Consider the following 13200-nt stretch of genomic DNA (forward strand, 5'->3'; position numbering starts at 1 on the left):
CGCCTCCGCCGGTGTCCGACACGCCCGGGACCGATCCGCGGGTGGTGAGCGGAATCACCAGGGCACCGGTGCGCGGACACCCAATCCTTTCATGGCGCGCCGCCCGTCACGCCATCGCCCGCCCGCGGCACGCGGCTTCCGGGGACCGGCCGCCGTCCGCGCGGCAGCCCTCGAGACGCCGCCACTGCGTGGTCGCGGCGCCACACCGGACGTCCGCCGCCGTCGGTGCACGGGGTGCTCGTCACACGGATCGGGGAGATTCCGTGAGAACAGGTGTGTCCTTCCCCCGCGGCGGAGATCCTGACCCCACACGATCACACGCACACGGAGACGAGGCGGCGCATCACGGGGGAGGCGCAGACGGTGGAATCTCCGCAGCGGCGACCGGACGCACAGCCGGTGCCGGACACGGCCGACACGCCGGCCGGGCCCGCGGGGCCCGCCGTGGAACTGCTCGTCCACGGCGTCGGCGGCACCACACCCCAGGAGATGCTCGACGACCCCTGCCCGGTGCGGATCACCGGCGACGGCACCGCCGCCGTCTACCGGCGATCCGACGACGTCGACGCCGAGACACGCCCGGGCGGCCACCGCGACGCCCCGGTGCCCGAGGCCTACGTCTGGTCCAACCTCACCTCCGGCAACAGCAGCCGCGCCCTGTGGCTGCTGCTGCTGCCGTTCATGGTGGTCAACCTCGCCCACTGGATGCGGCCCTCGGCCCGCGGACACCGCCGCACCGTCCGCCTGTACGGCCTGCTGGTCCGCCTGTGCGGCCTGACCCTGACCGTGCTGTTCGTCGCCGCCGCCTGCGAGGTCGCCCTCGACCTGGTCGCCTGGCAGTGCGCGGGCACCCGCGCGTGCACCGCCCGCCACTCCTGGCTGGGTTTCCTCTCGCCCGCCGAGGGCGGCTGGTGGAGCACCCCCGGCCGCAGACTCGTCCTCGCTGCCCTGGTGCCCTCCGCCCTGACCGCCCTGCTGTGGTACCTGTCCCACCGCACCTGGAACGCCTACGAGTCCCAGCAGCCCCCGTCCGCGGACGCCGGCCGCCACGAGGACACCGGCGGCGGGGCGCTCGCCCGGCCCGGCTTCTGGTACGGCCGCCGCCTCGTGGCCCGGCTGCGCGCCGCCCACACCGCCGCCGGACTGCTGACCGTGGCCGCCGCCCTCGTCGTGCCGGCCGCGCACGCCGACCGCCGGCCCGGCGGCCCGGTCGTGCTGGACGTCCTGGGCTGGCTGCTGCAGGCGGCCCTGGCGGTGGCCGCGGGCGTCGTGGTGGGCGCGGTGTGCCGGCGCGGCCGCAGCGAGAAGCGCCTGGACCGGCGGATCGACCGGCACCTCGTGCGGCAGCTGCCGCTCGCCGCCGTGGTGCTGCTGGTGCTCGCCGCGGTGTACGCCGGCTGGTCCCGCCCCGGCTGGCGGTCGGCCGGCCGGCTCCAGGCGGACGTCGTCTTCGCCGCCCTGACGCTGCTGCAGGGCCTGCTGGTGGTCGTCCTCGCCGTGGTGGCCCACCTGCTGTACCGCACCCACCGGCCGGCGTCCCGCACCGCGGGGGACGCGACGACGGCCGCCCCGGCCCCCGCGGTCGCGCTGCGCGGTCTGGGCGGGCCGGTGGTCGCGATGCTGGCCTGCGCCCTCGGTGGCGTCATGACCGGCGGTGTCGCCCAGCGGGTGTCCGACTGGCTGGACGGCACCGGACACTTCCTGCCCGGCCCGCCGGTGCTGCTCACCTGGCAGGCCTCGGTCATCCCGCCGCTGCTGCTGGTGCTGCTGGTGCTGGGCGGCCGGCTGGCCGGGCGCACCCTGCGGCGGGCCCGCGCCGAACGCGCCGCCGTCGCCCGCGAGCACCCGGGCGAGGCGCCCGACGCCCAGCGCACCCGCCAGATCGCCCGCGTCCGCGCGCTGGCGACGCTCACCGACGACGCGCCCCTCGTGGCAGGTGCCGTCGCCGCCGTCACCCTGCTGCTGGGCGTCGCGGCCGTGGTCGGCGCCCTGCTCACGGACCGCACCCCGGCCCGGGCCGCCGCGGACGCACCGGCCCTCGTCGCGGGCGCGGCCGAGACCGTGCAGGCGCTGGGATCCTGGCTGACCGGGCTGGGTTTCCTCGCGTTCGTCACCTCGGGCCGCCGCGCCTACAAGCACGCCTCCGCGCGCCGCACCATCGGCATCCTCTGGGACGTCGGCACCTTCTGGCCGCGCGCCGCCCACCCCTTCGCCCCGCCGTGCTACGCCGAGCGCGTGGTGCCCGACCTGACCTGGCGGGTGACGACCTGGACCCGGGCCACGGGCGGCCGGCTGGTGCTGTCCGGGCACTCCCAGGGCAGTGTGCTGGTCGCCGCCGCGGCCTGGCAGCTGCCGCCGTCCGTGCGACGGCGGGTCGCGCTGCTGACCTACGGCTCTCCGCTGACCCGGCTCTACGGGCGCTGGTTCCCGGCCCACTTCGGGCAGGAGGCCCTCGCGAGCCTGCATCGCGACATCGTCTGCTGGCGCAACCTGTACCGGCCCACCGATCCCATCGGCGGCCCCGTCCGTCTGCCCGAGGAGGGCGGCCCGGCCGTGGACCGGGCCCCGCTGAAGGACCCCCTGGTCTACGACCGCACCGCCCGGCACCCGCTGCCCGAGCCGATCCTGGGCCACGGCGACTACCAGGCCGACCCGGCCTTCGCCGAGGAGCGCCGGCAGCTGCTGGACCGCCTGGCGGCCGAGGTGCCCGCGCCGCGTCACGGCACCGGGCAGCCCGCCGAACCGGACGGTTCCCGGCCGCCCGGCACCGTGCAGCGGCTGGACGCCGGACCTCAGGGCAGTGCCGGCAGATCCTCGGGGTAGAGCAGCGTCAGATCGTCGGTGTCCGGGTCGTCGAGCTGCGCCACCCGGCCCGCATGCCGCTCCACCATCGCCTCGAAGGTCTGCCGCGCGGTACGGCCGTTGCCGAACGTGTCGCCCTTCGGCAGCTCGGTGAAGTACTTCAGCAGCGCCTCGCCCGTGCCCGGCGCCAGCCGGTACTCCTGCTCCTCCGCCTGCTGCTCCACGATGCGCAGCAGCTCCTCGGGGCTGTAGTCGCCGAAGGTGATGGTGCGCGAGAAACGGGACGCCACACCGGGGTTGACGGACAGGAAGCGCTGCATCTCCGCCGTGTACCCGGCGACGATCACCACGACCTCGTCCCGGTGATCCTCCATCAGCTTCACCAGGGTGTCGATGGCTTCCTTGCCGAAGTCGCGTCCGGCGTCCTCCGGGGAGAGCGTGTACGCCTCGTCGATGAACAGCACCCCGCCGCGCGCCCTCTCGAACGCCTCCTGGGTGCGGATCGCGGTCGAGCCGATGTGCTCGCCGACCAGGTCCACCCGGGAGACCTCGACGAGATGCCCCTTGTCGAGCACGCCCAGGGAGGCCAGGATCTCGCCGTACAGCCGGGCCACCGTGGTCTTGCCGGTGCCCGGCGAACCGGTGAAGACCAGATGCCGCTTGACCGAGGCGGCCTTCAGACCGGCCCGCTGCCGGCGCCGGCCCACCTCGATCATGTCCGTCAGGGCGCGGACCTCGCGTTTGACGTCCTCCAGGCCCACCAGCGCGTCGAGTTCACCGAGCACGTCCCGCGCCGTGCGCGCGGGCCGCTCCGGCTCGGGTGCGGGGGCGGACAGCAGCGGTTCCTGCTCGGTGGTGCGCTGCCCGGGGATGGCGCCCAGCAGACCCGGGGACGGGGTGACCGTCTGCACCGCGGTCTCGGCCGCCGCCGGAGGGCGCACGCCGCCGCTCTCGTCGCTGCTGCAGTCCTCCACCACGGGGCCCGAGCCCGCCGCGTCCGGCCCTCCGTCCGCGAACTCGTAGCCGCCACGGGCACATCGCTCCGTGCGGCACTTGCGCAGCGTCGCACGGCAGCCGTCGATCACATGGAAGCCGTAGCCGCCGCTGCCCGTCACCCGGCAGCCCAGGAAGCTGCCGCGACCTCCTGCGGAGACGTAGAAACCGGCCTCGGAGGGGGAGTCGACCGTGCACCGCTCGATGGTGGGGTCGGCGCCCTTGGTGACGATCACACCGGTCTGGGTGTCGTCCACGGTGCAGTTGCTGAGGGTGCCGCCGCTGCCGTGGTCACGGAACCAGGCACCCGTGGCCGCCTCCTTGATCCGGCAGTCGTCGAGCTGAGCGACGGCACCGTCGCTCACCGACACCGCCGTGTTGCGCACCTGCGACAGGTCGCTGTCGACGACGTCCACACGGGAACCCCGGTCCAGGACGAACAGCGCGTCCGGCACGTCGTGCACCCGGCAGGCCTCCAGGACCGCCGTGGCGCCGTCGCTGACCCACACGGCCGGGTAGTCCCCGGTGCTGTCGAAGATCTCGCACTGGTTGGCGTCCACCCGTGTGCCCGGGTCCCACACCGACAGGCCGTTGCGCCCGAACCGGCGCACGGTGGTGCGCGTCAGCGTCAGCACCGAACGCGAGCGCAGATCCACCGCGTTCTCCGGGATGTCGGTGATCCGGCAGTCGGCGAGGGTGAGCACCGCGTCGGTGTCGAGGGTGACGCCGTCGGCGGTGGTGCGGTGCACCTCGCAGTCGGTCAGGTGCGCGGAGGCCCGGGCGGTGATCTGCACCCCGGTGCCCCGGACCTCGTAGATCTCGCAACCGACCGCCTCCAGAACGGAGTTGTCACCGGTCACGGTCAGGCCCGCGCCCGAGGCGTGGTGCACGCGGCAGCGCTCCAGCCGCGGATGCGCACCACCGCGCACGGTGACCCCCGCCTGACCGGCGGCCATGACCTCGCACTCCTCGAACACCCCGCCGCCGCCGTCCAGGACGGCGATGCCGATGCCGGCCGGGTTGTCCACGGTGCACTGCCGCACCGTCGGGCGGGCACCTGCGCGCACCTCCACGCCGGTCGCGGACCGGGTCACGATCCGCACGTTCCGCAGCTCGGCCGCGCCCTCCTCCACCAGCAGCGCGGGGGAGGTGGCGTCCTGCCCCTCCACGTGCAGGTCCTGCAGGACCGCCGAGGCGCGCACGGTCAGCGGCACCCCGTCCGCGGGGGCGATGCGCACCGAGCCGGGGGAGGAGCCCTCCGGGCCGCGCAGGGTCACCGCGCGCTCGACCACCAGATTCTCGCGGTAGGTCCCCGGGGAGACGGTGAGGACGTCGCCGTCCGCCGCCGCCTCCAGGGCCGCAGCGAGAGATGCGTACTCACCCGTGCGGCGCCGCCACCGCGACGTGCCGGTGTGCGTCACCTGGACCGTGCCCTGTGCCATGGCGTTGCTGTGTCCCCACCTCGTCGTCCTGACGAACTCGCTCGTCCGCGGGTCGTTGCCGATCGGCTCGGCCGGTCCACCGTAGCGCGCGTTCCGAAGGCAGGTTGACGGGAGTCCGGTCGAGGTCAACTGCCCGTTCCGGTACGGCCCCAGTCCCCGCCGGTGCGTTCCCACGCCTGGTCCCAGCGTGCGTAGCGCCGGCGGGTCAGACGCCAGACGATCAGCCGGCGCAGACCCTCCACCGCCGCCGCGGTCAGCATGGCCGTGCCGAGTCCGGCGAGGACGGCGTGGGAGGTGGCCGCGGCCGAGTCCAGGGGCGCCGTCACCAGGTGTCCCCTCCGGTCGGTCCACACCCGGAAACGGTCTCCCGGACGGGGGGACTTCAGGGTGGTGCTCACCGGACCGCGGTGCCGTGTGCCGTCCGGGGCGGTCCAGTCGGCGAGCACGCGGTGGCGCAGTTCCCGCCCGGTGGAGATCTCCGGGTCCGGGTCGGGGGAGAGCCGGGTCAACTCCTCGACCACGGTGGCCGTGACGGCGTACCGGGACAGGCGTTGCTGGCGCACCGACCGCTGCAACGCGTCCTCGGTGGCGGCGCCGGTGAACGCGCCGATCACGGGAGCGGCGACCAGACACAGCAGCAGGGCCGTCAAGGCCACCCAGGACTCGACCAGATCCGTCGTGCGCCGCAGCGGATTGCCTCGCCAGCGCCACAGACCGCTGACCGCCTGCACGGCCCGCACCCCCCTCCTCGCCCGGCGGCGAAACCCTGGTGGAGCCCTTCGCCCGCGGACCCGGCCGGGCGGAGAGACCGTCCGCCGACCGGAGATTCTCAGGGAACTCTCAGCCGTCTCAACGACTCCGCCGGACCGCGGGTTCCCGCCGCCGGAAACGGACCTTCCGCTTCCCGCGGTCGTGTCTCGGGGAATTCACTCCAGGACCGTCACCGGGTCGCCGACCCTGAGGGTGCCGGTCGACTCGGGCACCAGGTTCTGGCCGAAGACCAGCGAGCTGCCGAAGCGACGGTGCCGACCGAGCGTGCGCAGCGGCTCCGTGCCGCGTTCGGCGGTGGTCTGGTCGGTGGTGGTCACCGCGCAGCGTCCGCACGGCTTGGCCACCCGGAAGACGACCTCGCCGATCGCGATGCGCCGCCAGTCGTCCTCGGCCCACGCAGGTGCCCCGGCCACGACCACACTGGGCCGGAACCGGTCCATCGGCAGCGGGCCCTCCTCGGGTCGGTCGCCCTCCGCGATCAGCGCGTTGAGGGAGTCCAGCGACGACTGCGAGGTGAGCAGCAGCGGGTAGCCGTCGGCGAAGGCCACCGTCTCGCCCGGCCGCCCGCACGCGGGGTCGACGGGCCGGCGGGTGGCGGGATCGTCCAGATGCACCAGCCGGGTGTCCTCGCCGACATAGGCACTGCACCAGGCGTGGGCGGCGGAGCCGGCCGGAACGGACTCCACCTTGTCGCCGAACACGTCCACCGTCACGGTCGTCCCCGGCGGCGGCACGGGCACCGTGAGCGGCTCCTGCCCGGGTGCGGACAGACGCAGACCGCCGCCGGGCAGAAGCTCGGCGGCGGCGAGTGCGAGATGCGGATGCCGGCGTTGCGTGACGACCTTTCCCCCGTCGTCGATCAGCGCCCAGCGCCGGTCCCCGGCCAGCCCCCAGGGCTCCACGACGGCCTCCTCGAGCCCGATGGCCCGGAACGCCTTGACCGGGTGTATGTGCAGCGACCGCAGTTCGACATGCCCCATGGCCCCATCCTGCCAGGCGGCAGACAGGGCCGGGGCGCGTTTCAGTAACCGCGGTACTGCTGGTTCTGGTACGGGTCCTGGTAGGGCGCCGGAGCGGGCCGGGGTGCGGCCGGCCGCATCGCCTCGTACCCGGCGCCGCCCGGCACCGGACGCGGGGGCACGTGCTGCTGCGGGCCCGGGTAGCCGCGCGGCACGGAGGGCTGCTGCGGGATGTGCGGGGCGGGCGCCTGCTGCAGCGGTGCGGGGTGCGATGCCTGCGGGTAGCCGGCAGCGGGCTGGGCCGCCGGTGCCGGCAGGGCGGGCGCAGCCGAGGGCAGCGCGGGCAGATGGCTGCCGGTGTCGTAGGGCGCGGGCACCCGGATCGGGGCGATCTGCGGGGTGCCGCGCTCGGCGACGAGCGAGTCGTAGATCGGGGTCTCCGGAAAAGAGGCGGAGTAATAGCCGCCATAGGTGGAGCGGGGGGAGGTCATGCCACATAAGTTAAGCCCACGATGTGCTGGTTGGGGAGACCGATAAGAGGGTTGTTTCCCGTGTCGGCGGTGGCGTGGGATCCCCAATGCGAGCGAAGTCGGCAAAAAGGGGCGGCGCTTGGCGTTCGGATCGTGTAAAAGGCTGGTTTTCATCTGGTTAACGGCGTCCGGAGAGCGGGGCCGACACCTTTTCGCGGGCACCGGAACCGGGCGGGCCTAGGCTGGTCACAGGCGTTCCGGCGGGCCACCGGGCCCGGACGCGAAGGGGGAAGCATGTCCATGCTCAAAGGCGCGAACACACCGGTGCCCACGACGGCCCTGCGCGTCGACGTGGGCCGGCGCTCCGGCCCCGAAGTCCCCGACGTCGACGCCTCGGCACTGCTGTTGACGGGCGGACGGGTACGCGGCGACGAGGACTTCGTCTTCTACAACCAGCCGCTGCACCCCTCCGGCGCCGTCCGCCACGAGGGCAGGCGCGAGGCGGACGGCCGGGTCACCGACACGCTGCTGGTGGACCTCGCGCGCCTGGAGGCCGGCATCGAGCGGGTCGTGCTCGCCGCCTCGGCGGACGGCGGTGCCTTCGGCCGGGTACCGGATCTGTACATCGAGCTGCGGGACACCGCCACGGGCGGCGTCGTCGCACGGTTCGACGGCATCGGTGCCGACGTGGAGACCGCCCTGGTCCTGGGCGAGCTGTACCGGCGTCAGGGGATCTGGAAGTTCCGGGCCGTGGGCCAGGGGTACAGCAGCGGTCTGGAAGGACTGGCGACGGACTTCGGCATCACCGTGGACGAGCCGCAGCACCCGGCGCCGCCGCCCGCTCCCGCCCCGCAGGCGTCCCCCGCCCCCCTCCCGCCGCCCTCCGGCGCCCCCGTACCGCTGCCGCCTCCCACGGGACGGCCGGCACCTCCGCCCACCGCACGGCCGCACGCCCCCGCCGTCCGTCTCACCAAGGTCACGCTCACCAAGGCGGCACCCTCGGTGTCGCTGGCCAAGCAGGGTGCGAGCTCCGGACACCTCCGGGTGAACCTCGACTGGCAGATGCGCCGACCGTCCGTCCACCGCAGCGGCGGCCGGCGCGGCCGTGCCGCCGCCCGGCACACGGACCTCGATCTCGACCTGTGCGCCCTGTACGAGCTGTCCGACGGCAGCAAGGGAGTCGTGCAGGCCCTCGGCAACGCCTACGGAGCGCTCGACCGGCCGCCGTACATCCACCTCGACGGCGACGACCGCACCGGCGCCGTGGCCACCGGCGAGAACCTCACCGTCAACCTGGACCACGTGGACGCCTTCCGGCGCATCCTCGTCTTCGTGACCATCTACGAGGGCGCCGATTCCTTCGCCGGCCTGCACGCCACCGTCACCCTCCGGCCCCGGCACGGCGCCCCGGTGGACTTCTCGCTCGACGAGTGCACCGTGCCCTCCACCGTGTGCGCACTGGCCCTGCTCACCAACACCGGTGGGGATCTGCTCGTCCAGCGGGAGGCCCGCTATCTGGTGCCCCGGCGAGGGGTCAGCCCGCAGCGCACGGTCGACCAGGCGTACGGCTGGGGCCTGAACTGGACACCGGGCCGCAAGTGACGTCGGCCCGCTCCCGTCCGCGCCGGCCGCGACCGTGCCCGCCGCACCGCACCGCCCGGTCCGGTGCGGCGCGGGCTCAGCCCTCCTCCGGCACGGTGTCCGGACGCGCGTAGGTGCGGCCCTTCCAGGCCGCGCCCCGGCCGCGGTAGTGCTGCACCGCCGAGTCCACCGTCATCAGCAGGTACAGCAGCGCCGTGAACGGCAGCAGCGGCGCGAGCCACAGCGGCTGCCGGTAGTAGCGCAGCATCGGCACATACGTGGCGATCATCACCAGCCAGGCCGCGCCGCCGGCGGCGGCCGTCGCCGGGCTGCCCGCCGCCGCGCCCGCCACGAGGGCCACCGGCGGCATCAGATACACCAGCGCCAGCCCGGCTACCGTGCCGAGCAGCAGCAGCGGATTGTGGCGCAGCTGCGCGTAGGCGCTGCGCGACACCATCCGCCACAGATCGTGCAGCCGCGGGTACGGGCGCACGCTGTCCACCCGGTCGGCCAGTCCCAGCCAGATGTGCCCGCCGCCGCGTTTGACCGTCCGGGCCAGGGCCACGTCGTCGATCACCGCGTGCCGGATCGCCTCCGGGATCCGGGCCCGTTCGGCGGTCTCGGCGCGCAGCAGCACGCAGCCGCCCGCGGCCGCCGCGGTCCGTCCGCCCCGGCGGCCGATCCACCGGAACGGGTACAGCTGGGCGAAGAAGTACACGAACGCCGGCACGACCAGCCGCTCCCACAGGCTCTCCACCCGCAGCCGCGCCATCTGCGACACCATGTCGTAGCCGCCCGCCCGGGCCGCCGCCACCAGTCGGCGCAGGCTGTCCGGGGCGTGCGCGATGTCCGCGTCCGTCAGCAGCAGATACTCCGGCCGCCGCGTGCGGGCCAGCTCGACGCCGTGCCGTACGGCCCACAGCTTGCCGGTCCACCCGGCGGGCGGCTCGCCGGGGGTGTCCACGGTCAGCGGCAGTCCGCCGTGGCGCCGGGCCAGGTCGCGGGCCAGCTCCCCGGTGCCGTCCGAGCTGTTGTCGTCGATCAGGACGATCTCCGCCCGCCCCGGATAGTCCTGCGCGAGCAGCGACGGCAGGCTCCCGCCCAGCACGGCCGCCTCGTCCCGCGCGGGCACCACGACGCACACGGCCGGCCAGTCGCCCGGGTCCGGGTCCCGGCCCGGCGGGAGCCTGACGTCGGTGCGCCAGAAGAAGCCCTGGCCGAGCAGCAGCCACAGCCAGGCGAGAAGCGATGCCACGGCAATCCACACGATCACGCTCACCCCGGCAGTCTGCCCCACGGCCGCGGAGCACACCGAAGTGATCGTCCGGTGATCGTCTATCGTGGGCCCGTGAAGATCGCGCTCATGGACTCCGGAATCGGCCTGCTGGCGGCCACCGCCGCGGTACGGCGCCTGCGCCCCGACGCGGATCTCGTGCTCTCCCTGGACCCGGCGGGCATGCCGTGGGGTCCGCGCACCCCGCAGGACCTCACCCGGCGTGCCGTGGCCGTCGCCGAGGCCGCCGCCGCGTACGAGCCCGACGCGCTGATCGTGGGCTGCAACACCGCGACCGTGCACGCGCTGAGCACCCTGCGCGATCTTCTGGAGCCGGGGATCCCGGTGATCGGCACCGTGCCCGCGATCAAGCCGGCCGCGGCCGGCGGGGGACCGGTCGCCATCTGGGCGACCCCGGCCACCACCGGCAGCGCGTACCAGAAGAACCTCATCCGTGAGTTCGCCTCCGGGGTGCAGGTCGCCGAGGTGCCCTGCTGGGGGCTGGCGGAGGCCGTCGAGCGCGCCGACCAGTCGGCGATCGACGAGGCGATCCGGGCCGCCGCCGCACTGACCCCCGAGGAGGTGACCACCGTCGTGCTGGGCTGCACCCACTACGAGCTGGTCGCCGAGCGCATCGGTGCCGCCCTGCGGCGGCCGGGACGGCCGCAGCCCGTGCTGTGCGGCTCGGCCCGCGCCGTCGCCGCCCAGGCGCTGCGCCGCATCGGCGCCGCCCCCGACCCGGAGGCGGCCGACGAGGGCACGGTGACCGTGCTCCTCAACGGGCAGGAGGGCCCGCTGCCCGCCCCCGCCCTGTCCTACGCGGAGGGCCGCCTGCTCCGGACGGTCAGCCCCGCCGGCTGACCCGCCCGCCACCCGGCACGCGCTCCGGAGCACCAGTACCACGAGGCCCACGGGACACCCGCCCGGTCCGGCACCCCGCCCGCACTCCTGGTCACGGACCTGTGCGACAGGCCACCCCGAGCGGCGAAACCTGAGTAACCTCGTTCACATGAGGGACGACTCCCGCAGCGAGAAGCGCCCGCAGCCCGACGTGTGGACCGGACGGGCCACCAACCGCGTCCAGTGGCTGCTCGCCCTCGTCGGTGCCGCGTGCCTGGCCCTGGGCATCCAGCTCGCCGTGTCCTCCGCCTGGACCTCGGGCATCGCACCGCTGGTGATGTCCGTGGTGGGCTGCATCGCGGCCGGGCTGCTGGTCCTCTTCGGCACCCTCGCCTTCGTCCACGTGGCGGTGAAGGTCGACCAGAAGTGCCTGGAGATCCGCTGCGGCCACATCGGGGTGCCCCGCCGCCGCATCCCGCTGGACGAGGTGGCCGGTGCCGACTTCGCACCGCACGTCACCCCCTGCCAGTGGGGCGGCTGGGGCTACCGGTGGCGGCCCGAGAAGGGCACCGCCGTCGTCGTGCGGCGCGGCGAGGGCATCGTGCTGCGGCTGTGGGACGGTCGGACGTTCACGATCACCATCGACAACGCCGAGTCGGCCGTCCGCGTGATCAGGGACCGGCTGCGTCCCCCGGCCACCGGGCGGGCCTGAACCCCGCCGCGTCTCTTCGCAAACCCTCACGCACTCTCCGGCACGCCCGTCTCCTCCGCGCCCGTCTCCTCGGTGAGCGGGCGCGCCGTCGCCATGCCGGCCAGCAGACCGGCACCCACCGGCACCGCGGTGAAACTCAGCGCGTCGCCCAGCAGGGCGACCGACGCCACCACGGTCAGCGCGACCCCCGCGGCGAGCACGACAGGGGTCGGGCGCTCCGAACGCCACAGGGCGTGCATCACCCACACCCAGGCCGCGGCCGACAGCGCCACCCCGACCAGCCCCTGTTCGACCGCCTGCTGGAGGAGCGCCGAATGCGGTGTGCCGTCCGGCAGCGGGTGGGGTGCGGCCACCGTGCTGAAGTCCGCGAAACGGCCGGGGCCGATCCCCGCGACGGGGTGGCGGTGCGCCAGGCTCAGCGCCTCCTGCCACAGCCCGACCCGGTGCCCGGTCAGCAGATCCGCCAGCACCCCGGCGGCTTCGCCGGGCAGCGCTCGAGCGGCCAGTGCCCAGATCGTCCCGGCCACCACGACCGGCACCGCGGCGAGAACCGCCAGGACCGCGCCCCGGTGCCGGGTGCGGCCGACGGCCGGCGAGCCGAGCAGCACCCCGGCGCAGCAGATCACCGCGCCGGCCGAGGCCGCGACCGCCGTCGTCGCGACCGCGACGGCCATCAGATGCAGCCCGAGCCGCAGCGCCGGCGCCGACGCGGCCCGGGCGGCGCAGCAGGCGGCCCCGGTGGACAGGGCCAGCACGGCGGCGGTGGCACCCACCTGGCCCAGGGGAGCAGCCGGCCGCGGCCCCGCCGCCAGGCCGGGCCCGGTGACCGCGAGCGCGGCCCCCGCCAGTGCCCCGGCGCAGGGTGCCGCCACCGGCAGCAGCGCGCCCCCGATGCGCCCGCAGGCGTAGCCGGCGGCCACGGCGAGCACCGCGAGCAGCACCCCCTCGGGACGGCCCTGGTGCACCGCACCGGTGATCAGCGCCCAGGCCGCACAGGCGGCGAGCACCAGCACACCGGCCGCGTCCGAGCCGGGGCGCCGCTCACGGCCGGCGTCCCGTCCGGTGGTGTCCGGTCCGTCGTGGACCGGTCCTGTCGCATCACCGTGGGCCCGGCCCCGCGTCCGCCGCTTCCCCCGTCGTCCGGCGCGTCGGCGCCGGTCTGTCCGTCGTACGTCGTCCGTCCCGTTCGCGGACGGTCTCCCGGTGGACCGCACCCTCGCCCCCCGCTGCTGGTATCCGGTCGCCCCCCGACCCGTGCCCTCGGCCCCGAGCACGCCTCGACGGCGGCGATCAGGGCCTGGGATCACCGTAGCGGCTGCCGCCCGCATTGTGGACGTCCGGTGCGCGATATGTGAAG

At 74.9% G+C, this 13200-nt stretch carries 10 protein-coding genes; 4 read left to right on the top strand and 6 right to left on the bottom strand.

What is annotated here, in order from left to right; genetic code table 11:
• Window positions 1-363: 363 nt before the first annotated feature.
• A complete protein-coding gene (locus OG899_RS24070; protein WP_373296017.1) occupies window positions 364-2823 on the top strand; it encodes a hypothetical protein in 2460 nt (819 codons plus the stop codon).
• Here OG899_RS24070 and OG899_RS24075 read toward each other — a convergent pair.
• The 4 genes from OG899_RS24075 to OG899_RS24090 all read right to left on the bottom strand — a co-directional run bounded on the left by OG899_RS24075 (window position 2793) and on the right by OG899_RS24090 (window position 7458).
• On the bottom strand, window positions 2793-5237 hold the full coding sequence (locus tag OG899_RS24075) for a right-handed parallel beta-helix repeat-containing protein (protein WP_168131153.1): 2445 nt from the start codon (window positions 5235-5237) through the stop codon (window positions 2793-2795). The two genes, OG899_RS24070 and OG899_RS24075, sit on opposite strands and share 31 nt — an antisense overlap.
• 125 nt (window positions 5238-5362) lie before the next feature.
• Window positions 5363-5968: a hypothetical protein gene (locus OG899_RS24080; RefSeq protein WP_125497422.1), complete on the bottom strand. Its 606-nt coding sequence runs from the start codon at window positions 5966-5968 to the stop codon at window positions 5363-5365.
• 195 nt (window positions 5969-6163) lie between these two features.
• A complete protein-coding gene (locus tag OG899_RS24085) occupies window positions 6164-6988 on the bottom strand; it encodes an MOSC domain-containing protein (protein ID WP_125497386.1) in 825 nt (274 codons plus the stop codon).
• Window positions 6989-7029: 41 nt separating this feature from the next.
• Window positions 7030-7458, bottom strand: a complete 429-nt coding sequence (locus OG899_RS24090) for a DUF6643 family protein (protein WP_125497387.1) — start codon at window positions 7456-7458, stop codon at window positions 7030-7032.
• A gap of 279 nt (window positions 7459-7737) precedes the next feature.
• Between OG899_RS24090 and OG899_RS24095 the strand changes: the two genes are divergently transcribed.
• Window positions 7738-9039, top strand: coding sequence for a TerD family protein (locus tag OG899_RS24095; RefSeq protein WP_189427643.1), 1302 nt, complete (start codon window positions 7738-7740; stop codon window positions 9037-9039).
• 76 nt (window positions 9040-9115) lie between these two features.
• Here OG899_RS24095 and OG899_RS24100 read toward each other — a convergent pair whose 3' ends face one another.
• Window positions 9116-10297 (bottom strand): glycosyltransferase, encoded by a 1182-nt coding sequence (locus tag OG899_RS24100; protein ID WP_406311138.1) that lies wholly within the window; start codon window positions 10295-10297, stop codon window positions 9116-9118.
• Between the two features lie 69 nt (window positions 10298-10366).
• Here OG899_RS24100 and OG899_RS24105 point away from each other — a divergent pair, with 69 nt between their 5' ends.
• Together OG899_RS24105 and OG899_RS24110 are read left to right on the top strand one after the other, a co-directional pair.
• Window positions 10367-11152 carry a glutamate racemase gene (locus OG899_RS24105; protein ID WP_168131155.1) on the top strand — a complete coding sequence of 262 codons (786 nt, stop codon included), beginning with the start codon at window positions 10367-10369 and terminating at the stop codon, window positions 11150-11152.
• Window positions 11153-11300: 148 nt separating this feature from the next.
• Entirely contained in the window at window positions 11301-11843 is a 543-nt protein-coding gene (locus tag OG899_RS24110) for a hypothetical protein (RefSeq protein WP_125497389.1), read from the top strand.
• A 26-nt stretch (window positions 11844-11869) separates the two neighbouring features.
• Here OG899_RS24110 and OG899_RS24115 read toward each other — a convergent pair whose 3' ends face one another.
• A complete protein-coding gene (locus OG899_RS24115; protein WP_406311139.1) occupies window positions 11870-12856 on the bottom strand; it encodes an O-antigen ligase family protein in 987 nt (328 codons plus the stop codon).
• Window positions 12857-13200 lie beyond the last annotated feature (344 nt).

Source organism: Streptomyces thermoviolaceus, from assembly GCF_045209695.1.
Lineage (GTDB): Bacteria > Actinomycetota > Actinomycetes > Streptomycetales > Streptomycetaceae > Streptomyces > Streptomyces thermoviolaceus.

What these genes read in the sequence shown, in the direction of transcription:
- OG899_RS24085 (WP_125497386.1), bottom strand. Translation starts at nt 6,988, where the DNA reads ATGGGGCATGTCGAACTGCGGTCGCTGCACATACACCCGGTCAAGGCG.
- OG899_RS24095 (WP_189427643.1), top strand. Translation starts at nt 7,738, where the DNA reads ATGCTCAAAGGCGCGAACACACCGGTGCCCACGACGGCCCTGCGCGTC.
- OG899_RS24110 (WP_125497389.1), top strand. Translation starts at nt 11,301, where the DNA reads ATGAGGGACGACTCCCGCAGCGAGAAGCGCCCGCAGCCCGACGTGTGG.
- OG899_RS24075 (WP_168131153.1), bottom strand. Translation starts at nt 5,237, where the DNA reads ATGGCACAGGGCACGGTCCAGGTGACGCACACCGGCACGTCGCGGTGG.
- OG899_RS24090 (WP_125497387.1), bottom strand. Translation starts at nt 7,458, where the DNA reads ATGACCTCCCCCCGCTCCACCTATGGCGGCTATTACTCCGCCTCTTTT.